This window comes from Vibrio sp. 1F279 (genome assembly GCF_041439815.1).
GTDB lineage: Bacteria > Pseudomonadota > Gammaproteobacteria > Enterobacterales > Vibrionaceae > Vibrio > Vibrio tasmaniensis_A.
The window spans coordinates 30,519-55,229 of record NZ_JBGOOU010000024.1 but is presented as its reverse complement, the minus strand read 5'-3'; the positions used below and the strand labels follow the sequence as shown (position 1 = coordinate 55,229).

The 24,711-nt window shown below is 44.0% G+C and carries 18 protein-coding genes; 10 read left to right on the top strand and 8 right to left on the bottom strand.

All coding sequences use genetic code 11. The features are described from left to right. Positions 1-70: 70 nt before the first annotated feature. Both yjjG and yddG read left to right on the top strand, forming a co-directional pair. Entirely contained in the window at positions 71-745 is a 675-nt protein-coding gene (yjjG, locus tag ACED60_RS16940; protein ID WP_017103719.1) for a pyrimidine 5'-nucleotidase, read from the top strand. Between the two features lie 179 nt (positions 746-924). Next, positions 925-1,851: an aromatic amino acid DMT transporter YddG gene (gene yddG, locus ACED60_RS16935; RefSeq protein ID WP_102541649.1), complete on the top strand. Its 927-nt coding sequence runs from the start codon at positions 925-927 to the stop codon at positions 1,849-1,851. Between the two features lie 25 nt (positions 1,852-1,876). Here the strand turns inward: yddG and ACED60_RS16930 are convergent, their stop codons facing one another. Next, on the bottom strand, positions 1,877-2,773 hold the full coding sequence (locus ACED60_RS16930) for a cation diffusion facilitator family transporter (protein ID WP_065105429.1): 897 nt from the start codon (positions 2,771-2,773) through the stop codon (positions 1,877-1,879). 367 nt (positions 2,774-3,140) lie between these two features. On the opposite strand from ACED60_RS16930, the gene ACED60_RS16925 reads away from it, so the two are divergent. Continuing rightward, positions 3,141-3,491 (top strand): hypothetical protein, encoded by a 351-nt coding sequence (locus ACED60_RS16925; RefSeq protein WP_009845584.1) that lies wholly within the window; start codon positions 3,141-3,143, stop codon positions 3,489-3,491. Positions 3,492-3,552: 61 nt separating this feature from the next. Here the strand turns inward: ACED60_RS16925 and ACED60_RS16920 are convergent, their stop codons facing one another. After that, on the bottom strand, positions 3,553-4,431 hold the full coding sequence (locus ACED60_RS16920) for a LysR family transcriptional regulator (protein WP_009845583.1): 879 nt from the start codon (positions 4,429-4,431) through the stop codon (positions 3,553-3,555). Positions 4,432-4,592: 161 nt separating this feature from the next. On the opposite strand from ACED60_RS16920, the gene ACED60_RS16915 reads away from it, so the two are divergent. From ACED60_RS16915 to ACED60_RS16905, 3 genes are all read left to right on the top strand, one after another. Then, on the top strand, positions 4,593-5,192 hold the full coding sequence (locus tag ACED60_RS16915; protein ID WP_009845582.1) for a class I SAM-dependent methyltransferase: 600 nt from the start codon (positions 4,593-4,595) through the stop codon (positions 5,190-5,192). A 409-nt stretch (positions 5,193-5,601) separates the two neighbouring features. After that, positions 5,602-7,167, top strand: coding sequence for a YjjI family glycine radical enzyme (locus ACED60_RS16910; RefSeq protein WP_371728041.1), 1,566 nt, complete (start codon positions 5,602-5,604; stop codon positions 7,165-7,167). 49 nt (positions 7,168-7,216) lie between these two features. Continuing rightward, positions 7,217-8,131: a YjjW family glycine radical enzyme activase gene (locus tag ACED60_RS16905; RefSeq protein WP_017101722.1), complete on the top strand. Its 915-nt coding sequence runs from the start codon at positions 7,217-7,219 to the stop codon at positions 8,129-8,131. 65 nt (positions 8,132-8,196) lie between these two features. Here ACED60_RS16905 and ACED60_RS16900 read toward each other — a convergent pair whose 3' ends face one another. From ACED60_RS16900 to yccS, 4 genes are all read right to left on the bottom strand, one after another. Next, positions 8,197-9,108, bottom strand: coding sequence for a LysR family transcriptional regulator (locus ACED60_RS16900; protein ID WP_371728040.1), 912 nt, complete (start codon positions 9,106-9,108; stop codon positions 8,197-8,199). Positions 9,109-9,161: 53 nt separating this feature from the next. After that, complete coding sequence (locus ACED60_RS16895) at positions 9,162-10,421, bottom strand: hydroxymethylglutaryl-CoA reductase (protein WP_371701624.1); 1,260 nt, start codon at positions 10,419-10,421, stop codon at positions 9,162-9,164. Positions 10,422-10,588: 167 nt separating this feature from the next. Further along, positions 10,589-10,909, bottom strand: coding sequence for a hypothetical protein (locus ACED60_RS16890; protein ID WP_009845577.1), 321 nt, complete (start codon positions 10,907-10,909; stop codon positions 10,589-10,591). A gap of 635 nt (positions 10,910-11,544) precedes the next feature. After that, positions 11,545-13,731, bottom strand: a complete 2,187-nt coding sequence (gene yccS / locus ACED60_RS16885; protein ID WP_009845575.1) for a YccS family putative transporter — start codon at positions 13,729-13,731, stop codon at positions 11,545-11,547. 177 nt (positions 13,732-13,908) lie between these two features. On the opposite strand from yccS, the gene helD reads away from it, so the two are divergent. Continuing rightward, the gene (gene helD, locus ACED60_RS16880) at positions 13,909-15,984 is read left to right on the top strand and encodes a DNA helicase IV (protein ID WP_371728039.1); all 2,076 of its coding nucleotides are present in this window, start codon (positions 13,909-13,911) and stop codon (positions 15,982-15,984) included. 152 nt (positions 15,985-16,136) lie between these two features. Further along, positions 16,137-16,487, top strand: a complete 351-nt coding sequence (locus tag ACED60_RS16875; protein WP_108108359.1) for a VOC family protein — start codon at positions 16,137-16,139, stop codon at positions 16,485-16,487. A 185-nt stretch (positions 16,488-16,672) separates the two neighbouring features. Here the strand turns inward: ACED60_RS16875 and tkt are convergent, their stop codons facing one another. Together tkt and tal are read right to left on the bottom strand one after the other, a co-directional pair. Continuing rightward, positions 16,673-18,664 (bottom strand): transketolase, encoded by a 1,992-nt coding sequence (tkt, locus tag ACED60_RS16870; protein ID WP_371728038.1) that lies wholly within the window; start codon positions 18,662-18,664, stop codon positions 16,673-16,675. A 90-nt stretch (positions 18,665-18,754) separates the two neighbouring features. After that, positions 18,755-19,705 carry a transaldolase gene (gene tal, locus ACED60_RS16865; protein WP_371728037.1) on the bottom strand — a complete coding sequence of 317 codons (951 nt, stop codon included), beginning with the start codon at positions 19,703-19,705 and terminating at the stop codon, positions 18,755-18,757. 459 nt (positions 19,706-20,164) lie between these two features. Between tal and ACED60_RS16860 the strand changes: the two genes are divergently transcribed. Then, positions 20,165-21,157, top strand: a complete 993-nt coding sequence (locus tag ACED60_RS16860) for a sugar-binding transcriptional regulator (protein WP_139685237.1) — start codon at positions 20,165-20,167, stop codon at positions 21,155-21,157. Positions 21,158-21,426: 269 nt separating this feature from the next. Further along, positions 21,427-24,444, top strand: a complete 3,018-nt coding sequence (locus ACED60_RS16855) for a M6 family metalloprotease domain-containing protein (RefSeq protein WP_371728036.1) — start codon at positions 21,427-21,429, stop codon at positions 24,442-24,444. Positions 24,445-24,711 lie beyond the last annotated feature (267 nt).

Genomic DNA, 24,711 nt, shown 5'->3' with positions numbered 1-24,711 from the left:
CATCTGGCCTTTGAGGCAACGAGAAAATAAATACAAGCACTGCTCAACCGCGCGAATAATAGGACATAAAATGAAGTACGATTGGATATTCTTTGATGCAGATGAAACCTTGTTCCACTTTGATGCTTTTCAAGGAATGAAGCTGATGTTCTCCCGTTTTGGCGTGGACTTTAGCGAACAGGATTATTCAGTGTATCAAGAGGTTAATTTGCCGTTATGGGTCGATTACCAAGATGGCCGTATTACGGCTGCACAACTGAAGCACGCGCGTTTTGAAAGCTGGGCAACAAAGTTAGAGACAACCACGGCAGCACTAAACAGTGCGTTTTTAGCCGCAATGGCAGACATCTGTTCTCTGCTTCCTGGTGCAAAAGAGTTGATGGAGTCGTTAAAAGGCAAAGTGAACATGGGCATCATCACCAATGGTTTCACAGAGCTGCAGTCAATCCGTTTGGAACGAACAGGAATGACAGACTACTTTGACCATGTGATCATTTCTGAGGAAGTCGGTGTCGCTAAACCAGACGCGGAAATTTTTGAGCATGCGCACAAGCTGATTGGATTGCCATCAAAGCAAAGAGTATTGATGGTCGGGGACAACCCACACTCTGATATTTTAGGTGGCTTGGATTTTGGTATTGAGACCTGTTGGTTGAACCGCCAAGAGAAAGCGACGCCAGCAGGAATTAACCCTCATTATCAGGTCAAGTCTCTGGCTGACCTGCAAGCACTTTTGTTGGCATAATTGCTAATTGCTAATTGCTAACTGCTTTTAGAATTTTGAGTAAATGATTGATAGCCGAGTACAGTTATGTGCTCGGCTACTTATTTTTACTCACTGCAACTTATCGATAGTGGTGTTTAAGCCTACCTTTGCTTAAGCTCGCTTTGATTACCTAATTACAATAAAGAGAAGGAAGAGGCGTGCTGAAATCTCATCGCCATAGCTGCTACGGCATTGCTGCCATTTTACTATGGAGCTGCTTAATTGCATTGTCTCGTAGTGTGTCAGAACAACTGGGCCCAATTGGTGGTGCTGCCAGTCTTTATACAGTGAGCTCACTGTTGTTAGTCTGTGTTATGGGGTTACCTAAGCTGTCGCGCTTCTCTAAATCGTATTTGATGATCGGTGGTGCCTTATTCGTTTGCTACGAAATCTTCTTGGCTCTGGCTTTAGGAATGGCAAATAGCCGACATCAAGCCTTAGAAATGGCCGTTATCAACTACCTATGGCCTGCACTAACGGTGTTGTTTGCGGTGCTGTTGAGTGACAAAAAGATAAACTGGTTGGTTTATCCAAGTATCGTCTTAGCGTTTTTTGGCGTGGCTTGGAGTATCAGCGGCGATCAGGGGCTTTCTGTCGATCAAATCGCGGCCAATATTGCGACGAACCCTAAAACCTATTCGATGGCGTTTTTCGGCGCGATTATTTGGGCGGTGTATTGCAATTACACCCAACGTGTTGCCAAAGGGCAGAATGCGATTGTGCTTTTCTTTATCGCTACTGCGGTCACTCTGTGGATCAAATATGCATTGAGTGACGAAACTGGCATGGTGATGACTTCAAGTGCTGCGATTGACTTAGTACTTGCTGGGGCTTGTATGGGGGCTGGTTACGCGCTTTGGAATACGGCGATATTGGGTGGCAATATGGTCTTCCTCGCCACTATGTCTTATTTCACGCCTATTTTCGCGACCTTACTGTCTTCTATGATTCTAGGCTTGTCATTGAGCATGAGTTTTTGGCAGGGCGTTTGTATGGTGACGATCGGTTCACTGGCTTGCTGGTGGGTAACCAGAGACAAAAAGCCGACGGTTAAGGCGTCGGCTTCTGAAGAGGTTCAGTCTTGAGTGTTGAACTTAAGAGAGAATGCTCTTAGCTCGCGATATTGAGATTCAATTGAAGCTCATATGGCATCTTCGATAGGCGTCGCTTAAGTTGGCGGCGCGTACGTTCAATATCATCGACCGCAATCGCTTGTTGGTCGTTGGTATGAATATCAACGTTGATTCTTAATTCAGGACCAACTTTAGTCACGCCCATTAACTCCAAATCTTGGTCTGCATCTTTGTCCACAGCGACAACATTCTTATCTACCGCGTCACAAATATCTTTGGTTGCCGACATCATTAGCAGTTCACGCATTGCTTCACGTAACATGTCGAACGGCACTTTGATAAAGTAGAAAGACATCAGCAACATCATCATTGGATCGGCATATACCGCGTATTCAGCAAACGGAGAGTAAGCCACCAACCAAGCAACAACGAAACCTGCCGTAACTGCCACACTCAACAGCGTATCCATTTGCCACTGTTTAGACTCAGCTTGAATCAAACCTGAAGAAATACGTTTGCTCTTGTTAGCGATGTACCACCAAGCGTAACCACAACCCAATACGTTGAAAATACCAAACAGAGTTGCGATAGAAGCATCAACTTCACGACCACCTGTCATCAGAGCACCAATCGCAGAATAAAGTGAATAACCGACCACAAGCAGAATCACAATCGCTTTAATGGCGATTACGATTGGCTCAATGATTGCTCGACCGAACGGGAACTCCCTGTCTGATGGGCGATTAATGTATTTCGAAGCAGCTAGTGACAATAAAGTTAACAGTAAACTGATAAGAGAATAGACACCGTCAAATACTATGACTAGAGAGCCAACGAGAAGACCCAACACCAATCCGCCAATCGCGAAGCCTGATGCTAAAAGGGCTGAGAACAATAGTACTCGATTTTCGTTTTGGCTTTTCCTGTCACACATAATATTTTCCAGATGTTTTTGATAACGTCATTGTTCTAATATTGAGCTAGCTTTACAAACTTTATCTGATGACGTTTATATGTCGGTAACCCGTTTTACATCCAAGTTGTTACTATTCAATTACTTAGTGGTAGATTTTGGTGTCAGTAAAGTTGACGATGACTGTTTTTCAGGAAATGTGAAACTGGCGCTAAATGGTTTATGATTAGTAAAACACATAGGTTGTGAAGGTCTCATAGGCTCGCAGTGTAAAGGAGCAGGTTGTTAAGGTTACAGAAATCGCATTGAAACTTTATACCTTAAACTTGGGTTTGAACCTGAACCTTGAACATAGAGCCGAGTTGAACTTGAAAAGGAATGGATGAAGATGAAATTTGATGATCTCAACGATAGCGAGTTGTGGGCGATTGCTAACCCGATCATGGACAATTTGATGGACGGTTCAACCAAGGTTGACCATGCTCAACACTGCCGAGACTTTACGCAGCGCATGAAGGATATTGTGACGCCTGAGTATCTGGAAAAGGTGTGTCATCATTATCAGCACAGTAATGGCTTTTTTGCTGAACGTGAGCCTGTGGCGCTATTCAGACGCTCCGATTCCATCGCCTTTGTTTGGAAGCAAGCGTATACCATTGCGAAAGGCGAATTTGTGGCAGAAATGGTGTTAGTTGAAGAAGACGGACGTTATTTAGTGGATCACGTGATGGTCTTCTAAAGATAGGGCTTTCTATTTGTTAGACGATTTTAAGTGTCGAGATAGAACATTATCTGACACTTTAGAAATCAAACAAGTAATCGCTGATCTGATCCGCTAACCAATTCATACCTGGGTGTTCTGCCATACCTGCCGCGGTAAACATACAGTAGTCTTCTTGAGTCAGGCCATAAGTGTGCTTGATCACCGCCAGTTCCTGTTCACGCAATAAATGGCGTATCAATGGCTCAGGCATTACGCCCCATGCATCTTCTCGTAGAATCGTATCCAACATAAAATCGAAGCTAGAAAAACCAATGTATCGGCGAGAGAAGGGCTCAAGCTCAGGGTTATCTTTTTCATTGAGATAAACCATGGTCGCTTGCATCGAATTTCTTAGTACTTCATCCGACACTCTTCGCATCGCACTTAAATCATGCCCTTTCTTACATACCGACATCATTCGGATCTTGCCGAGTGGGTTGTAGATAATTCTTGGGTCGTCGACACGCTCGTAATCGACACCAAACGCAAAATCAACTTGCTGAGTTTCGACAAGATTAGCCAAGTCGCCACTAGAAGCGAGAACGAAGTTGAAAGAAGTGGAAGGGTATTTGTTGTTTAGGGCGTGCGATAAACTTTGCCACATTTCATCGGGTAGGGAATCGTCGCGTGCGATCCAAATCTCTGCGTTGAATTCACCCGAAACATGTAAGCAGGTTTGCTTAATGCGTGCTGCCGTTACCAACATGCCTTCACAGTCTTTATATATGGCCTTACCTGCCTCAGACAGCTCGACATGGTTACCGCTTCGAACAAACAGTTCGACATCTAACTCTTTTTCCAAGGCTTTGATCGACATGCTCAGTTTGGTTCGGTTACATTCAAGCTGTCGCGCAGCTTCAGAGACGGATCCTAAATCAGCAACAGAACAAAAGGCTTGGACTTGAGAAAGGTTCATTTCATTTCCATATTGAGCGGGTGGCGGTGCATATTATCTGAATATTGTGCTGACTATCTTAGAAATAGTCCATCTTTGCATGATAACTCTATGACGAATTGACTAATTTGGTTTATTCTGGGGGCGTTCCGAACCTACAAGAAGTAAAGATGGAGGCCATGATGGCGAAACAATGGGACGAGTACGCACCTGATTGGGATAACGACCCCGCTACAGCTGTATTCGCACAGTCCGCATTTGACCAGTTAACACAGCTCGTTGATTTGAACGGAACCCGTGTCCTTGATTTTGGTTGTGGTACAGGATTACTCAGCCAGAAAATATCTCCTTTTGCAAAAGAGATTATCGCTCTCGATATCTCAGAAGGGATGATTGAAGAGTTAGATAAAAAAGAGCTGTCTAATGTAGAGCCTGTCGTTGATATCTTATCGCGCGGACTTGCAGCCCAACACCCAGCATTCAGAAATCAGTTTGACTTAGTGGTAGCCTCTTCGGTATGTGGCTTTATTCCGAACCTACAAGATACGGTCAGCCTTATTTATACTCTGTTAGAAAACGATGGGGTTTTTGTACACTGGGATTGGTACTTAGAAAACGACAGCGAAGATTTTGGGGTCAGCGAACAGCGCTCCCAGAATGTATTGAGCGCAGCAGGTTTTTCGATTGTTGAAGTCTCAACACCGTTTTCAATCGACACCCCACAAGGTACTTTGAAGGTTCTGATGGGTGTAGGCCGTAAACAAGTGGTTCCTCATCTATAGGTTACTTGTCTGTAGTTGACGTATCTGGAGTTGACGTATAGATAACTCCAGATAACCGCACTCACGCTTAATTGACTAAACCCACATCAACGATCTTTGGATCCGTTATGTGGGTTTTCTATTTATACGCACTTGCGTTTTAAACTAAACGGTTCAATTAAGCGGCCTAATCTCTTCTGCTCATTCTTTCCCTTCCCCAACGACAATCATCGATAAACAACCATCGTTAATTGGCAAATGGCCAATTTAAAAACTGTCTATTCACAAAATTTACAAGCTATCTATTCATAAATTACTAAGTTACAAATGGTGTTTTCCATTTTGGAAATGTAGGCTTGCATACATTTCATTAGTGGAAATGTAAGTGTGAGATATAAAATAAGCCCATAAGAATATTAAGGGTTTAATCATGAGCCACCAATCTGCGTCATCTACTTCTTCAACACTTTCAGAACAACAACAACGCTTTAGCAATATCATTTCAGATGCCAACCTGTCCCCAAAACAGAAGTCGAGCTATCTTGCCTTAGAAGCTGAAGCCAGTCTGCCGTATATGCCGGTAAGCAATGAAGTAGAGCAAGCCTTACAACAAGGTGTGCTGTGTGACATGTTTGAAGGTCACGCCCCATTTAAGCCGCGCTATGTGCTTCCTGATTATTCTAAATACTTACATCAAGGCTCCAAGTATTTAGAGCTTAGCGCGGCTACTAATTTCGACGAAGCATTGAACATGCTCACCATCCTTTATCATCACGTTCCATCAGTGACTTCAATTCCGGTTTACTTAGGCCAGTTGGACGATGTGTTGATGCCTTTTGTTGGCGGTTTGACGGATGAGCAGGTATACCAAAAGCTGAAGCTGTTCTGGATCATGCTGGATCGCACGCTGCCAGATGCCTTCATGCACGTTAATATTGGCCCTAGTGACAACATTGTATGTCGCACTATTTTACGTGTGGATGCTGAACTCAAGCAGATCGCACCTAACTTAACCTTTATGTACGACCCTGCAGTCACATCTGATGACCTGCTTCGTCATGCTGCGAGCAATATCTGTGAATGCAGCAAGCCGCACATTGCCAATTATCCTGCACACGCCGCTGCGTACGGAGATAAGCGTTTTGGCATCGTGAGTTGCTACAACTCTTTGCCTCTGGCGGGTGGTTCAAACACGCTAGTACGTATGAACCTCAAGCAAGTGGCTCTGAAATCTGAAGACAGCGTAGACTTCTTACAGCAAGTACTACCTAACTACAGCAGCATCATGATCGAATTGATGAATGCACGTAGTCGCTTCTTACATGAAGAGTCTAACTTCTTCGAAGGCTTCTTAACCAAAGAAGGCTTAATTGAAGAAGATCGCTTTGCGCCAATGTTTGGTATTTATGGCATGGCTGAGGCGGTTAACATCTTACTGGAAAAAGAAGGCAAAGCAGGGCGCTATGGTCACGATGAACAAGCAAATCAGTTAGGCCATCGTATTTCTGAAAAGCTGGCTGAGATTGTTGAAAACTCGGAAGTGAAATATGGGCTGGAAGGTAAGGCTCTGTTACACGCTCAAGGTGGTATCAGCCTCGATGAAGATGTGACGCCGGGTGTACGCATCCCTTATGGAACAGAACCGGATCCAGTGTCTTACGTACGTGCGACGGCTGGTCACCACAAGTTCTACACGTCGGGTATCAGCGACATTCTGACCATCGACGAAACGGTGAAGTCCAATCCAGAAGCGATGTTCAACCTGTGTAAAGGGGCGATTCAAGCGGGTTACCGTGAGTTCACCGCTAACGTAGCATCGAACGATTTGGTTCGTGTGACAGGTTATATGATTAAGCTGTCTGACATTGCCAAATATGACGAGCAAGGTTCACGCACCAATACCACTTTCCTTGGTGCTGAAGCTGCAAAAAATACGGGCATACTAGAGCGTAAACCACGCGTAGCGAGCTTAGAGATGTCGCCGACATACGAATAGCTTTAACGTACGCATGTTATGTGTTTCTCGAATACGAACAATGTGAATTATGAAAATTTCTGATCTAACAACTCAAATGGCTAGGGTTAAAAATAATAAGACAGAAAAACAAGCGAAGGTCAGCCGTGTGCTGACCTTTTCTTGTGTTGATGGACCAGGAAATCGCTTGGTGCTGTTCCTGCAGGGGTGTAATTTCGATTGCATCACTTGTCATAATCCACACACCATCAACCACTGTAACCATTGTGGAGACTGCGTGAGTGGCTGCCCGAGCAGTGCTCTGAGTCTTATTGAAGGCAAAGTGAAGTGGGATCCGTTAGCGTGTACCAACTGCGATCAGTGCGTCGATATCTGTGATCATAAGTCTAGCCCCAAAATCACCACGATGACGGTATCAGATGTGCTTGAACTGGTTAGGCACAATCAATTCTTCCTGAGCGGTATTACCGTTTCGGGTGGCGAGGCGACCATGCAATTGCCGTTTATCGTCGAGCTATTTCAGGCGATCAAAAGCGATCCGCAATTGGCACACTTAACGTGTTTTATTGATAGTAATGGCTCGTTGACACAGCAAGGTTGGGATAAGGTATTACCTTACCTTGATGGTGCGATGATCGACCTAAAATCATGGCAATCTGAAACGCATCAATGGTTAGTGGGTAGAGGGAACCATCGAGTGTTTGAAACCATTAACTACTTAGCTGATAAAGGCAAATTACATGAAGTTCGGTTACTGCATATTCCTAATAAAAGTGACCTAGATATCGAGGTAGAGCAGGTCGGGTATTACTTGAAGGGTTTGCCAAGTGATGTTCGAATTCGGTTAAATGCGTTTCAACATCATGGGGTAATTGGCGAAGCTTTAGAGTGGCCTAAATGCACCGAACAACAAATGCAGAGCTTTCACGATAAGCTCTACTCAATTGTTCAAAGAGCAATGCAAACCCCTGAGGTATATACTTAGTCTCTTATCAAATTTCAGTCTTTATAAAACCAGTCTAGTTAGTTCAATCTGCTTCTAACAAAGGTCTAGGCTTCTAAAAACAAGTCACACAACCATTTGATCGCCTGATCATTCATGTTTGGCTTGTTCCATACCAAACTATACGCTACTTTTCCGTAATCAAAAGGAAGCGGCTTACTTACCAAACCTTGTGCTTGTTTGGCATGCTCAGCCCATTGTTTTGAGCAAGTGAACAAGAAAGGTGTGTGGTGACATAACACCGCCGCCGCGCCAAAGTCCGCTACCGATATCGCCATATCTCTAGGCTTATGACATTGCACTAAGTTTTGCTCAAAGTAAGGCTTAGACAGTTCGTTATCTAAGATCCCAATGTGTTTGTAGTCTAAATAGCCTTCAACTGTTAGTTCTTGCTGAGCGAGAGGGTGGTGAGCGCCCATCAAACAAACCATTTCATCAGGAAGAATCGTTTCCCACACCAGCTCTTTATTATCCGTTGGGGGTTGTGAGATATCGTGTGGCAACAGGATCAAGTTGACCTTACCACTGAGCAAAGCATCGAATCCAAGCTCCTGTTTCGAATAGATATTAAGTTTGGCTTTTGGTGCAAGTTCAGTGGTGATTTTGCTGATCTTCGAGGCAAACACTTCGAAGGTACTTTCACGCATCGAAAGTGAAAAGCTGCCTTGATACTCTTGAGGAGTAAAACTCTTTTGGTGAAGTAACCCGTTCATGCTGGAAAGAATCGCGTGAACAGTGGGCGCTATTTTTAGGGCAAAGGGAGTCGGGATAAGCTTAGTGCCGTCCCGATAGAAAAGCTCGTCGTTAAGGATGTCACGTAGCTGAGACAGAGTTTTACTGACACTCGAAGGGCTGACAAAGAGTTGCTCTGACGTTTGAGCGACGCTGTGGGTGTTCAGCATAATATGAAGCGCAGTGAGGTGTTTAAGGCTCACTCGCGATAAATGTAAGTAATCCATACATAACTCACTCAATACGTGACAACGGTCGGTTTAAGATTTTACAACAGTAACTAGCGCGCTAACTTGTGATGAGCTCGCGAAAAGTGACCCGCACAGAATGCGCCTACAATCGATAGTTCACCTGCCAAACATAAAGCAGCACATACTTCGGCTAAGGCTTGTGATTTACCATTGCCGTGTAGCCCTAGTAAATCGAGACACGCTTTTTGGCTTGGTAGGCCAGTACCGCCACCGACTGTTCCTAACATCAAGTTAGGAAGCGTTACGCTTGCGTACAAACCACCTTCTTTGTTGAGCTCCATACGAGTCATACCAATCGCAGACTCAGCAACACACGCCGCGTCTTGGCCGCAAGCAATGTAGAGCGCAGCAAGTGCATTGGCATAATGAGCATTGATACCAATCGTACCGCTTAGAGCGCCACCAACTGTGGTCATTTGTCCGAACTGCACCATCTTCTCTGGTGTGGTGTGGAGGTACTTAGCGACAAGCTCAGCAGAGATGTTGACCTCGGCTGTGACCTTTTTACCACGGACACTTCGCAAGGTCTGGGTGTTGGCCTTTTTGTCGCCCGATAAGTTGCCATCAAGGAAGGCGTGATCGGGTTTCACTGGTGTATGTTCAATGATGTACTCAAATACCGCGTTGGTCGCGATAGTTACCATATTCTGACCAGAAGCGTCTCCGGTTAGAAATTCAAACACCAAGTAAACATGGTTACCTTCGATGTTGATATTGATGTCGGTAAGTTTGCCGTGCGACGTTGTTGATTCAGCTAAGGTTTTAAATTGGTCATACTGGGTCACTGCCCATGCCACAAACTGTCCTGCTTCAACTAATCCTTGGAATGCGAAACCAGGAGTGCGTGTTACGCCTTCATTGAGCAACATTGCACTTGCACCACCACAAGCTGTGATCAGCTTTGAACCACGGTTATACGACGCGACAAGCGCCGCTTCAGTGGTTGCAAGTGGGACTAGGTAGTCACCTTTAGCAAACAGGCCATTGACTCTTAAAGGGCCAGATATACCAACAGGGACTTTTACCGTGCCAATAAAGTGCTCTATGTTTTTCTCATAAGCCTGAATCTGGCTTTGAGTATGAGGGTCGAGCAGTTCTTGCTGCGAGTCTGCATTATCGAGAGCCGCCCAGCGACGTGTAAGGTTTTTTTCAGTCAGGTAAGGGCTCGGAGTCAGTTTATTCACTGGCTTATCAAAATGAGGCTGGAGCTTCTTTTCTAATTCGTCTGCGGAGATGTCGCCTCCTAAAATAGAAACATAGTCACGGCGATGCAGATTTAGTTTTGGCATAAATAGTATGAAGTAAAGTTTGTGCAGCAAAATTGATTTGCGCTGATTCTACCGAGTAATAAACCAGAAACAAGTGCCTGATATAATGAGTTACAGTTTGTATGGATTTAGAGCCATTTGTTAGTCAAAAAGAGGGTAACCATCGAATCGATAAATAGTAGCTCGAATCAGATATGGATATCGAGAAGGCTACCAATGGCTTCGTTTTGACGATCAACCACACTCGCACCAACACGGTTGTAATTTGCGCTCTGTGTCAGCTTTAATAACGCTTCAGTAGAGGAAGAAGCTGGTTCAGGCTCTTTCTCTTTAAACGAAATGGGTTGTTCAGGTTCTATTTGATTGAAGCTCAAATCGCTAGTTTGGAAAGTGTCGTTGGTTTTTGGAGAGTGTTTGGAGTTTTGGTTAAGCTCGATAGCGGCTTCTTCAGCCATGTTGGTTGACTGCTGAATGATGGCGTAACCAGATTGAATACCAGATATCGACATAGCAGAACCTTTTATTGACGTATGAAATGAGTCTAGGCGGACGATATTTTGAGTGCAATTGAGAACGGCTACAAATTACTAAGATCAGGTGGATTTAAGCTAAAATAGTGACATTAGTCTATTAATTGAACAACTCATTCAGTACGTTTAACTCTTCATCTGTCAAAAGAGAAGGTTGATCTGTTTCAAGGTTTTCGTCTATTTCACCTTAAAGTGCTTTCAATTGCTGCGGGTTAAGGAGCTGTATTTTCTGCTTAAATGCTTCAAATTGCTGTGTATTCATAATGAGACCTTAGTTCAAATCCATATGCTCAATAGAGCATAGCTTACTGATTCAATAAATCAAACAAGATTAAGTGAATATTAAATGAAGTTTGAAGTTTCCTAAAACTAAGACAACTATAGATCCCTTTGGTTGTTTTTTGTCCGAGGAATGTTAGGCAAAGTTATGGATGAGTCAATCAAAGTCAGCAAGTTTACATGCGTGTAAGATTTGAACGGCCCTTGTAGATAAAGGGTAGGCAAGTGGTTGCTCTACCTAGATGAGCCTTTTGGTAGAGCAATGTACAAACATACGGAGTGTTCAAAAAATGAGCAGTTTCGTTATCTTTTTGTTTTTACTGTTGTTTTGTTTTTCATCTTGAAACTTCTTTTTCAAGCGGCTTTTCAATCTTAACTTTAACTGCAAATTTTGTGGCTAAGGTATGCAGTTCTGGAAGCATTCGATAAATCAAATGTAGCTGTTGTAGAACCATTCTAACAGAGCTCTCATCCTCTTCTCTCCATTCACTTAAACGCTTATCAAGTTCAGGATCGTAAGCGTTTTTTACTTCGCATTGTTCTTGATGACAAAACAGCTGGTCGTTGAGAGCGTCGAGATGCTCGTGTATTACTCTGTGTGCGTCCAGTACCAGTTTGTGTGTTGCTTCGTCATCGATACGTGTTCTATGAGCTCCCAGAGCAGAGATATAGCTGAGTAGTGCATGATTGAGTGTTAGGAATCGGAAGCTCTCATCTTCAGATGTACGATACTTACCCGGCTCAACCAGCATGCTACTAACAGCGGCAGTCAGATTTGCATCATTGTTATGTGCACTGCGGCGTGCAATACGATAGCTAAGGCTGTCTTTTTTGCCTACACGGTATTGGCCAATGATCTGAGCGAGATAATCTTTATTGGAATCAAGTGCATCTGCCATCACCTTGTGAAGTCGTTTTGATTGCCAGTCCGGTAAAATATAGCTAACCGCTAAAACAGCGAGCGCGCTGCCAATGAAGGTATCTGCTAGTCTTGGCAATACAACTGCGTAGCCTTCCCCTAATTGATTGAAGCAAAAGAGCACAAGCAGTGTGATAAAGGCGGTCGCGAAACCGTAGTTATTGATACGGAAAGCGAAGAACATCACGCCACTGACCACAATGAATACCAGCTGACTCTCTTGAGATGGGAAAAAGGTCAACAACGGTACTCCAATCAACAAGCCTGCGACGGTGCCAATGACACGAGCCGTCAGCTTTTGTCGCGTTGCACTGTAGTTTGGTTGGCACACAAACAGTGTTGTTAGCAAAATCCAATAACCTCTTTCAATCTCAAAACCTTGGATAATTCCGTAACCGATCGTCAAAGTGATCGCCATACGAATTGCATGACGAAATAGCATTGAGTCGGTGTTCAAGTTGGCTTTGATCTTATGCCACATCGCCGTCAAAGTATGAGGGTTGGTATCGTCCAGTACGCCTTCTTCTAGTTTTTCTGCATCTGGGTTACTTATATTTGATAGCTGTTTTTCGACGGTAGCTAGGTTATTAAATAAGTAATCCAACTGGTTGAGCAGTGATTTCCATTCTGGGTTGTTCTGTTGATGCAGATGATTAAGTGAAGACATCAGTTCATCCAGTGCCAGAACAGATTTTTCGCCATGTTGGTATTCAGCGCCAACCTTCAGTGAGCTTGCCACTTCTTTACAAGCTTTAGCTTGGGCTTCGAGCAGATACTTAAATCGAAATAAAACGTCTGATCGCTCAAAGTGTTTTGCCAGTTCTTGATAACGGTAGTGGCTGGAGCTTACGCGTTCATGAATATCCTGTGCGATGAAGTAAGTATTAAGGAATCGGTCACTCGGTCCGTCAATGTGTCCGCGCTTAGAGCGGTTGAGTAGCGTTGCTTTGCACATGTTGAGCGCGTTAACAGTGCTAGCATTGAGTTTGGCTTCAATAATGCGATGTGGTTGGGGAATCAAATCTGAAACTGGATAGAAGAGCTCTGCTTTAGAGCCGATGTAATTGCCGATTTGATCGAATACTGTTGCTAGGTTTTGCTGCACTGGTTGCATCGGCCATACGATCTGCCAAATCATCGACATGAAGTAGTACCAAGCTGCGCCCGTTAACAATAGTAGAGGTTGAAACCAAAGGTTAGTGCTCTCGTGAGCCCCAAGCATGGCGTAGATAGCCACAAGTAATGATCCAAATGCGATACTGGCATATTTAGGGCCAATTGCCCCAAGTATAATAAAAGAGAAGGTTGAAACGAAAAGCCCTATCGCGAACAGCCAAGGCGTATCGAAGAGAATCTCAATAGAGAAGGCTGCAACGGCAAAACAGATAAAGGTTAGCGTGAGTGCTTTCAAACGTCCGGTAAAGCTATCATCACTTTCAGCAAGAGCCGCAGCAATAACCCCTAAAATTAATGGTGTGATCAGTGTGTTTTGACCATAATACCAAGCAGGTACTACAACACCGAGCAGAGTGATGAGAATTAATACGCTGTAATTTATGGTTTTATTCGCCCAATAAAGGCGTAGTTTTGCTGAGAAGTCCACAGTCGCTCACTTGACACACTAAAACCATAATCCTAACAGAAATCAAGCACAAGAATTTGATACTTATCCATAATTGCCCCTAGGTGGTCATGAAAGCGTCGATAAGCAGTGAGACATTATTAATTCTCACTGCATCATGATATAAATTCAATATTCCCAATTAAAGAGCACGCTCCAATGCAGCTAAGCGCTAATAAGACTGCACAGTTTTTTATTCAAAATGAATATCATCAAGTTGAGCTTGATGGTCCACGCCTGCTGTTATCTTCAGTAGGCAGTGAAGAACGTATCCCTTTCACTATTTGGAGTGGCAAGATCGCGATAAAGCGCGGATTGTTTTGGGGATCGTTGCAGTTTTTTGCTAATCAACAAGATGGCAAACAGCGAAGCTGGTTAGTCCAAGGCCTTCCATGGGAACAATGTCGTCAATTTGCGCGCGCATCGGTTGCTGCTTATCAGAAGTGGCATGACAGACAATGTGAACAGTTGGCAGAGCACGTTCCTCAATGGGAAGATGAATTGACACGTCTTGAGCAACTTCCTGCTTTCCTACCGCATTCTAAAGTGAAGACTTGGGTCGACATGGTCAACGCAGGTCTGGAAAATATGACGATGACTCTAGAGGAAGCGGCACAGCGCATGCCAAACCGCATTGCTCGAATGCAGCCATGGTTGTCTGAAACGGAAATTCAGCAAGCCGAGAGGAATCAACAGTGGTTAGAGACAGAAAGACAAAATTGGGAAGTATTGTTTGCTCAATGTGAGTCGTCACCCCTGAACTTATCGCAACAATATGCGGTCTTGATGAATGATGATCACAACCTTATTTTAGCGGGCGCAGGCTCAGGTAAAACCAGTGTTCTCACCGCTCGCGTCGCGTATTTATTGCAAAGCCACCAAGCTCAAGCTGAAGAGCTGTTATTGCTCGCCTTTGGTCGCGAAGCCGCGGAAGAGATGAAACAGCGCCTTAACAGCAAAATTGGTTTATCAGCAGAGAAGGTGCAAGTGAGTACTTTCCACCAGTTGGGTTTAAAGATCCTTAATCAGGTTGAACCTGAACGTGTGGTTATCTCTCCGTTAGCGCTCGATGACAATCAACGCCAAGCATGGTGTATTGATTGGTTGAAAAAGCACTGGATGACGCCGACTAACTTCAAACGCTGGCAAAAGCACCTGTCTAAATGGCCAATCGCTTATTTAACCGGTGATGACGAACTTGGTAGCCATGTTTCAAACCTCAAGTTGATTGGTTGGCTTGAAAAGCAGCTTGAGCAGTTGAATGCATCGGGTTTATCGAAGAAGGAAGTGCAACAGCAGTTGATTGATCACAGAGACTACACGCGTCTCAACAGCGAGCTTTCACTGTGTTGGCCATGCGTGACAGCATGGCAAAAAGAACTGAAAGAACAGAATCACATCGACTTCTCAATCATGATTAGCCGAGCGACACAGTATGTCGAAAAGGGCAAGTTTATCTCGCCTTGGAAGTTCATCATGATCGATGAGTATCAAGACATCTCGCCAGATCGCCTTGCCTTGGTTGAGGCGCTGTGTAATCAGTCGAAAGCGCAACACCAAGCTTCTATTTTTGCGGTAGGTGATGATTGGCAGTCGATTTACCAGTTTGCGGGCGCAGATGTTGATTTGACGACGGGCTTTAAGGATCGTTTTGAAAGCTCGACCATTCATCACCTAGATACGACTTACCGCTTTAACAATCAGTTAGGTGCAGTTGCCAATCGTTTTGTGCAGGAAAACCCGATTCAGCTTCCGAAAGAACTGAATAGCTTCAAACAACAGAAGCAGAAGGCGGTGTACAGTGCGCCAAGCAAAGAAGTTGAGAAAATCCTCGACCAGTTGAACCGTCAATCAAAAGGCAAAACCAACAAGTCTGTGCTGCTACTTGGACGTAATCATTACCACAAGCCAGAGTTGTTGGAAGACTGGAAGAAGATCTTTACCTCCATTGATATCAAGTTCATGACTTGCCACGGCAGTAAAGGTAAAGAGGCAGACTTTGTCATTATTCTTTGTGTTGACGAAGGACAGTTCCCGACCAAGAAAAAACAACTGCATATTGATGGCGCATTGACCGAATCATCAGATGCGTTCCCTTATGCGGAAGAGCGTCGTTTATTTTATGTGGCAATGACGCGAGCGAAAGAGAAAGTATGGATCACGCACAGTGGCGACGGTTCTGGTTTTGTACAAGAACTGCATGGCTCTGATTACCCTGTCGTTCGTAAAAAGTGATGTCACTTGGCGTAATTGTCTAAGACTAGATCTTCAAGCACGCTCTCTATGCTCATTAGGGCGTAAGCTATTATCATTAGCGTGCTAGCTATTCTAATTAGGGCGTAAGATATTATCATTAGGAAAAAGGCATAAAGCAGAAGGAATCAGCTATGGAACACGGCTCTATTAACTACATTGAATTTGCTGCGCGAGACATCGCCGCAACTAAGGCGTTTTTCAGCCAAGTGTTTGGTTGGACCTTCGAAGACTATGGTCCTGAGTATTCTGCTTTTGAAGGTAAAGGCTTAATGGGTGGGTTCTATTTAGCGGATCTGGCGTCGAATGCTGAAAGTGGCGCAGCGCTGATGGTGTTCTATAGCGAAGATCTTGAGCAAACCGAGCGTGACGTGCTTGATGCTGGTGGCGAGGTAAATCGTGAGATATTCAGCTTTCCCGGCGGGCGACGCTTCCATTTTAGAGAGCCAAGTGGTAATGAAATGGCAGTATGGAGCGATAAGTAGAGAGTTAAGATTCTGGTAAACAAAAAGCCACTATGTGAAATGATCCTGTAACGTTGGACATTTCTGTTAAGCGGTAATCAAGGCCTGACTATCGAAGTCAGGCCTTTTAGTTTCACTGTATACGTTTGGTATTGTAGAACTAATAATGCATCAACCCAATTAAGGGCGAGGCAATTTAATCAAGACTAAGCAAGAATCTGTTTTGCTGTGTTTACTACGTTTTCAGTAGTGAAACCGAACATCTTGAATAGCTCGCCTGCTGGTGCAGATTCGCCGAACGTTGTCATGCCGATGATCTTGCCACCGAAGCCAACGTATTTGTACCAGAAGTCAGCGATACCAGCTTCTACTGCGATACGTGCTGTAACGTCAGATGGAAGTACAGACTCGCGGTATTCTGCGTCTTGCTTGTCGAATGCGTCAGTAGCAGGCATAGAGACTACGCGTACTTTCTTGCCTTCAGCTGTTAGTTCAGCAGCAGCGCTAACTGCTAGCTCAACTTCAGAACCCGTTGCAATAAGGATAAGCTCTGGTTTGCCTTCACAATCTTTCAGGATGTAACCACCCTTAGCGATGTTTGCTACTTGCTCAGCGTCACGATCTTGTTGTGCAAGGTTTTGACGAGAGAAGATTAGTGCAGAAGGGCCATCTTTGCGTTCGATTGCCAGTTTCCAAGCAACAGCAGACTCAACTTGGTCACATGGGCGCCATGTGCTCATGTTTGGAGTTAGACGTAGAGACGCGATCTGCTCAACTGGTTGGTGAGTAGGACCATCTTCACCTAGGCCGATAGAATCGTGCGTGTAAACTTGGATGTTCTGAGTTTTCATCAGAGCAGCCATACGCATAGCGTTACGAGCGTATTCCATGAACATTAGGAACGTTGCGCCGTATGGTACGAAACCACCGTGCAGAGCGATACCGTTCATGATAGCCGTCATACCGAATTCACGTACACCGTAGTGGATGTAGTTACCAGAGAAGTCATTTGCTTCAAGCGACTTAGAACCAGACCACATAGTCAGGTTAGAAGGCGCAAGGTCAGCAGAGCCGCCCATGAATTCAGGTAGCATAGCACCGAACGCTTCTAGTGCATTTTGAGATGCTTTACGTGATGCGATGTTTGCTGGGTTAGCTTGAAGATCAGCGATGATTGCCGATGCTTTCTCTTCCCATTCAGCAGGAAGATCACCGTTTACGCGGCGTTTGAATTCAGCTGCCAGCTCAGGGTATGCTGCTTCATAAGCTGCAAGTTTCTCGTTCCACGCTGCTTCCTTAGCTGCGCCTGCTTCTTTCGCATCCCACTCTGAGTAAACTTCCGACGGAATTTCAAAAGGACCGTGCTCCCAACCTAGTTGCTTACGAGTTGCTGCGATTTCATCAGCGCCTAATGGTGCACCGTGACAGTCGTGCGTACCTGCTTTGTTTGGAGAACCAAAGCCGATTACAGTTTTAGTACAGATTAGAGTCGGACGAGGATCCGCTTTAGCTGCTTCGATAGCCGCGTTGATAGCGTCAGCATCGTGACCATCAACTGCTGGGATTACGTGCCAGCCGTAAGCTTCAAAACGCTTAGGAGTATCGTCAGAGAACCAACCTTCCACTTCGCCATCGATAGAGATGCCGTTGTCATCCCAGAAAGCAACCAACTTACCAAGACCTAGCGTACCCGCTAGAGAACATGCTTCGTGAGAAATACCTTCCATCAGACAGCCATCACCCATGAATGCATAAGTGTAGTGGTCTACGATGTCGTGGCCTTCTTTGTTGAACTGTGCCGCAAGTGCTTTCTCAGCCATCGCCATACCAACAGCATTGGTGATGCCTTGACCTAGAGGACCTGTAGTCGTCTCGATACCAGGTGCGTAACCGTATTCTGGGTGACCCGGAGTCTTAGAGTGCAGTTGACGGAAGTTCTTAAGGTCTTCAATTGAAAGCTCGTAACCTGCTAGGTGAAGCAGAGAGTAAATCAGCATTGAGCCGTGGCCGTTAGACAGGATAAAACGGTCGCGGTCAGCCCACTCTGGGTTTGACGGGTTGTGGTTTAGGTGAGAGCGCCAAAGTACTTCAGCGATGTCAGCCATGCCCATAGGTGCGCCAGGGTGACCAGAGTTTGCTTGTTGTACGCCGTCCATGCTTAGAGCACGGATCGCGTTAGCTAGATGTTTGCGGTTCATAATTGCTTCCAAAATTGATTCGAAATTAAAAATTCGTGGATAGATGTAAAAGAGGAACGAAATTCGTTCCTCTTATTTATTCGGTAGTGATTACAGCTTAGCTGCGATCATGTCTTCTAGTTTGCCTTGGTCTACGGCGAAGTTGCGGATGCCTTCAGCTAGCTTCTCTACAGCCATTGGGTCTTGGTTGTGATCCCATAGGAACTCAGCGTGAGTCATTGCAGCAGGACGCTCTTTAGTACCGTTAGAGTCGATTAGCTTCTCTACTACTTCGCCTTCAGCTGCTTCTAGGTCAGCCAGAAGTTGAGGGGCGATAGTTAGACGGTCACAGCCAGCAAGTTCAAGGATCTCGCCGATGTTACGGAAGCTTGCGCCCATAACAACAGTCTTGTAACCGTGCTCTTTGTAGTAGTTGTAGATGTCTGAAACAGAGATTACGCCTGGATCTTCTGAAGCTTCGAAATCACGACCTTCTTTCGCTTTGTACCAGTCCATGATGCGACCAACGAAAGGAGAGATAAGGAACACACCCGCTTCAGCACAAGCACGAGCTTGAGCGAAAGAGAATAGAAGCGTTAGGTTACAGTTGATGCCTTCTTTCTCTAGGATTTCAGCAGCGCGGATGCCTTCCCAAGTCGAAGCCAACTTGATAAGGATGCGGTCGTTAGTGATGCCAGCGTCGTTGTACATTTTGATAAGTTGACGAGCTTTAGCAACGCTGCCTTCCATGTCGTAAGAAAGACGAGCATCTACTTCAGTAGAGATACGGCCAGGTACAACGTTAAGGATTTCTTTACCGATGTTCACGTTAAGCATGTCACAAGTGTCTTGAACTTGTTGTGCTTTATCAGTGCTTTGCGCTTTAGCGTATTCGATAGAAGCATCGATTAGAGGTGCGTACTCAGCAATTTGAGCGGCTTTAAGAATTAGAGATGGGTTAGTTGTTGCATCTTCCGGAGTGTACTTGCTGATAGCTTCGATATCGCCAGTGTCAGCTACAACAGTTGTTAGTTTACGAAGTTGCTCTAATTTATTGCTCATTTTGATCATCCTATGTATCGCAGAACACCCCTTTAATGGGAGAGGTGTGGGCATTTGCAAGCGAACTAATGAAGTTCCTCATGGTTGTACCAGTGAGCCTAACTTACATTAATTTAAATTTTTCTCCGAACGAACATTTGCACAGAACATTTGTTCGCTCGATGAGTAAATGATGTAGCCATATTTATCCGATCTAGCCCCAAAGTCAACGGTAAATAGTGCTGTATGGTGACTTCAGTCAAATATATTTCGCTCTAGTAATCATGGGGTATGCAAGCAAACGTTTAACGAACAAAGTGAGGTGAATTAATCAACACCAAAACTATGGTTATGATGCTGAGCAAATGCTCCTTGATGTTACATATGTTCGGGGTGTAAGCTTGTGTATCACTTACTGAGCTCTCCTGTATTAGGAAGTGCAGCAGGTAAAATAATTGTTAAATATTGGTTGAGTGGTATATGAGTAACAATATCCAAGATGTTTCCGAAGAAAACACTGATCTCCTAACCGAAGTCGCCGTTGCCTACTATCAAGATGGTGCGACTCAAGAAGAGATCTCTAAAAAATTCTCTATCTCTCGTGCAAAGGTTGGTCGAATGCTCAAACAAGCCCGCGATGAAGGGATTGTCGAGATCACCGTGAAATACCACCCAGTATTCAGCGCGAAGATCGAACAACGTTTGATCGAACGATTTGGTGTTAAGCGTGCACTGGTTGCATTAGACCAACCGAATGAAGAGAAGCAGCGGTTACAGGTTGCGGGCTTGGTGTCGAACTACTTAACGAGCACCCTAAAAAACGGCATGGTAGTCACGGTTGGCCAAGGTCGAAACGTATCGTCGGTTGCTCACCATACTGGCGTAATTACCCCACGTGACTGTAAATTCGTATGTGGTATCGGCGGCATTCACCCAAGAGGCGGTATGTTTAATGCCGACCATATATGTAGACAACTCGCCAAGAAATACGGTGGATCTTCTGAAACCTTGTATGCGCCTGCTTATGCAGAGAACAAAGCACAAAAATCCGCGTTCATGGAAAACAGTACTGTTAAGCAAACACTCGATCTAGCTCGTAAGGCAGATGTTGCATTAGTGGGTATTGGTGACATGAGTGAAAACAGCTATATGGTCGACCTAGGTTGGTTTACGGCGGGAGAGGTCGTTCAATCTCGTTTACTACAAGGCGTGGTGGGTGACTTTGCGGGTTATGACTTTTTCGACGTGCATGGTAAAGCGGCAAACACAGTAATGAGTGACCGAGTCATCGGCTTAGGTTTGGAAGAGTTCCGTCCTATCGCTGAAGTAATCGCCATCGCTGCCGAGAACAGTAAGCCATTAGCTCTGTTAGGTGCATTAAGAACCGGCGTAGTAGACGTGATTGCAACCAGCGTAAGTAATGCTTTGACGGTACTTAACTTGGATGAGCAGTTGAAACATGCGTCTCCATAGTTAACTCTTTTGTAAATATCTATTATTTTAATAAGTTCGTGGATTAATTAAACTGTCCAATAATAAAAGATAGAATTATCCATTATCTATCTTTTATTTTTATAAATTTATACGATCATAATTAATTCTTATACTTTGGCCTATAAATAATATTTATAGGTTTAGTTATAAAGTTAATTGGTTAATATAATGCCTCATTGATAAAGTCTCGTTTTATTTAATAAATTAATTATCTCTTTCAGAGAAATTCAAATAACGAGATTATCCTAATGAGGACAAAATTAATTTGTACATTTATTACAGCACTCATTGCTGTTTGCTCTGTACAAGCGACTACTTTACCTGCGCCAACTTGGCACACAATGACCTTTATTGATGGCAGTACAAAAGAACTGCGCTTAATGGGGTCTCAATATATGTTTTGGTACCAAGACCATGATGGTCACCTATACGTTCAGGGTGTTGATAATCAGTGGTACTTTGCTAAATATGAAACAAGTGAAAAAGGAGGGGGGAGTGTTGTTTCAACTGGGGTGTTGGCTTCGAGTGATACTGAAATACCCGTTGAATCAAACATAAAAAACCTAAAGATTGATCCAATACATATCAATGAATCTTTTGACTCACCCGCTGCGAACCACAAAAGATTTACCCCAATGAATACTCAACGCTCACACCTAAACAGTCCTTCGAAAAAAAGGATCACTGAGCAGGCCTTATTGGTAATACAGGTCAGTTTTTTAGACGAACAGATTGAAAATGATTTTCAGTCGACGATATTTGGTGAAAACCAACAAAGTGTTCAAGATTATTTTCTAAAAAATAGTTATGGGAATTATAAAGTTGTTCCTGCCAAAGAAAATGAAGGAACAAAAAATGATGGTGTTATTAATATCACGCTGGATATAGATCATCCTAACTGCCATTCAAAGTCTGAGAAAAACTGCCAAACTAAGCTTAATAATGTGTTCACAAAGGCATATGAAGCGCTAGATGTTGACTTCGACCTTTCTCAATATGATTCGAACAACGATAATAGCATCTCAGCTCAAGAGCTGTCAGTCATGTTTGTCTTTGCTGGGAATGACAAATCTAGTGGTACACGAAAAACCCCGACAATTTGGCCTCATAAGTATGCTCATAGCACTGTCGAGATCGATGGAAAACGCATTAGTGCTTATTGCTTGTTCGCCGATTATCAAGGTGACCATCAGTCAACAATGGGGGTGATAGCACATGAGCTTGGACATCTGATGTTAGGACTTCCAGATTTATATTCTTATCAGCATGATGGTTCTATTGGTCATTGGGGGTTAATGGGAGGGGGCAGTTGGGGGAGAAAACCGACGGATCAGTATGCTGGCGAAACTCCGGTCAACATGTTGGCTTGGAGTAAAGAGGCATCTGGTTTTTTAAAGCCGAAAGTTCTCTCCAATAACGGGAGTATTGAAGTTGGTACAATCAAGGGTGAAAGCGTTATCCACCTTGACCCTTACCTTAAACAGTTTGGGCCTCGTGCTTATGTGGAAAATAGACGCAAAAACGATTATGACCAAGCGCTCCGTGGTGAGGGGTTATTAATCACAGCCGTGAATATAGATAACCAATTCAATAGTTCTGGTCCGATGCAAGTACAGGTATTCCAAGCCGATGGAGAGGGGTTATTAGAAAATGGATTCTCTTCTGGAGACTCTGGCGATGTCTTCCCAGGTAGAGAATCGGTTACCAATCTCTCCGATGATTCAGAACCTTCCTTAACAGCGATTACGGCGGGGCGAAAGACGGATATCTCAATAACCAATATTGTTAGCGATGATACCAAAGCGAGTTTCTCTTTGTTGGTACCTAACACCAACAACAAATCATCTTGGGTAACCTCTTTTGGGAGAACATACCCACGTTATGACGCGAATATTAATGTTCTAGGTTTCCCCATTGATGTGGTCAAGGGAAACCAAAGTATTGGAGGAATTCACTTTTACGCGAAAGCAACGAGCGTCGCGATGCCGATGTTTTATCGTTTGGTGGAATATCCATATCAATCAAGATTCGGCAATGCAGTTATTGACGAGCAAGCAGCTCGATTGTTACACAGAGGCATCGCGAGGCAGGGCGGCGGACAAATCATTTTCGACGAGAAAATTAAGCTTGGGCTAGGCACAAAGTTAATTGTCTTAGAGATTGAGAATGGTACCCCTGAATACTCAACTCAGTTTTTAGATGCGTATTTAGGGGATGGACAAAGGAAAAGTCAATTTTCAGGATCTATTTCTGATTACAAAACTCGAGGGTTGAGTCGTGGTTTCGGTCAGAATTTCCCTTTTGCAGCGCTTTTTGAGTTGCCAATAGATGCGAGGCCAATTGCTGTCGATGACATGATATCGACCGAGGAAGATACCCCTTTTATGCTTAATTTATTGGCTAATGATATCAATTTACCGAAGCCAAATAATTACTCTTTTGAAATCGCTCAGAAGCCAATGAAGGGCGTGATAAAAGATGGAACCTACTTCCCAAAGGTTGACCAGTTTGGCCGTGACAGCTTCACATACCGTTTGGTAGATAAGCTAGGGTATGAGACGGATTTTGCTCGTGTGGAAGTTGATATTAAGCCTGTGAATGACGCGCCAAGGTTAACAATAGATAGGCTCGAGGTGACGTCTAAGCCTGGTGAAACTGTTACTTTTACGGTAACCGATATTACCGACGTCGATTCTTCTGAGCATCAAATTATGTGGTCTCAAATTCAAGGTCCAAGCCTGAAATTAAGTGGATCACGCTCCAAAGCCCTACAAGTGACAGTACCTAGTGATGCTTCGAAAGGAGAGCGATACCGATTTACGATTTTGGTACAGGACTCGTCAGGAGGTAATGCAAAGCAGTCTGTAGTTCTGGATGTGCAAAGAACGGAAGCTTTATTATTGGGCACCAAATCGCTGCAAGTAAAATATGGCGATACAATCGATTTAGTTCCTATTATTAACGGAGATGTTTACCGATTATCTATTTTAGAATTTCCACGCAGTGGTATTGCAAACATTGTAGATAGTAAGATCATTTATAATGCTCCTGCTCAACGTAAGCTGGCTTTATATGACACTATTAGATATAAGGTTTTATCGGCCGATGGTGATGAGTGGGTTGGGTCGTTTGATATAGAAGTTTTACCGAGTGTTTCAAACGCATCATCTGTGTCATTAAGTCAAGATGATTCGTCAGGAGGAAGCTCCTCACTACCAATCCTCTTTATATTGTGCATGCTCCTTCGACTACGAAAGCAACGATAGAATAAATTGAAATAAAAGAGCTATATTTATTGGCTCTTTTTATTTTTCTGCACATACATGAGATAATCGAAAAAAGAATGTTCTGTCGCACTTCTTTCCCTTAGGTTACATCAATAGGTGTTTAGTTGCATTTTGGTGTAACGCTGATCACAAAAATAGATAATGGTTACTTTGAGTGTTTTTTGAGCTTTAATCCTATGCAGTAGGAATATTTACATTAATTTCAACGATTTTCGTCAACGAAAAGGTGGAGAGTGCATAGGTTTT

Bases quoted from the DNA above. Each gene is read 5' to 3' on its own strand.
- yjjG (WP_017103719.1), top strand. From the start codon at position 71: ATGAAGTACGATTGGATATTCTTTGATGCAGATGAAACCTTGTTCCAC.
- ACED60_RS16930 (WP_065105429.1), bottom strand. From the start codon at position 2,773: ATGTGTGACAGGAAAAGCCAAAACGAAAATCGAGTACTATTGTTCTCA.
- ACED60_RS16925 (WP_009845584.1), top strand. From the start codon at position 3,141: ATGAAATTTGATGATCTCAACGATAGCGAGTTGTGGGCGATTGCTAAC.
- ACED60_RS16920 (WP_009845583.1), bottom strand. From the start codon at position 4,431: ATGAACCTTTCTCAAGTCCAAGCCTTTTGTTCTGTTGCTGATTTAGGA.
- ACED60_RS16915 (WP_009845582.1), top strand. From the start codon at position 4,593: ATGGCGAAACAATGGGACGAGTACGCACCTGATTGGGATAACGACCCC.
- ACED60_RS16910 (WP_371728041.1), top strand. From the start codon at position 5,602: ATGAGCCACCAATCTGCGTCATCTACTTCTTCAACACTTTCAGAACAA.
- ACED60_RS16905 (WP_017101722.1), top strand. From the start codon at position 7,217: ATGAAAATTTCTGATCTAACAACTCAAATGGCTAGGGTTAAAAATAAT.
- ACED60_RS16900 (WP_371728040.1), bottom strand. From the start codon at position 9,108: ATGGATTACTTACATTTATCGCGAGTGAGCCTTAAACACCTCACTGCG.
- ACED60_RS16895 (WP_371701624.1), bottom strand. From the start codon at position 10,421: ATGCCAAAACTAAATCTGCATCGCCGTGACTATGTTTCTATTTTAGGA.
- ACED60_RS16890 (WP_009845577.1), bottom strand. From the start codon at position 10,909: ATGTCGATATCTGGTATTCAATCTGGTTACGCCATCATTCAGCAGTCA.
- helD (WP_371728039.1), top strand. From the start codon at position 13,909: ATGCAGCTAAGCGCTAATAAGACTGCACAGTTTTTTATTCAAAATGAA.
- ACED60_RS16875 (WP_108108359.1), top strand. From the start codon at position 16,137: ATGGAACACGGCTCTATTAACTACATTGAATTTGCTGCGCGAGACATC.
- tkt (WP_371728038.1), bottom strand. From the start codon at position 18,664: ATGAACCGCAAACATCTAGCTAACGCGATCCGTGCTCTAAGCATGGAC.
- tal (WP_371728037.1), bottom strand. From the start codon at position 19,705: ATGAGCAATAAATTAGAGCAACTTCGTAAACTAACAACTGTTGTAGCT.
- ACED60_RS16860 (WP_139685237.1), top strand. From the start codon at position 20,165: ATGAGTAACAATATCCAAGATGTTTCCGAAGAAAACACTGATCTCCTA.
- ACED60_RS16855 (WP_371728036.1), top strand. From the start codon at position 21,427: ATGAGGACAAAATTAATTTGTACATTTATTACAGCACTCATTGCTGTT.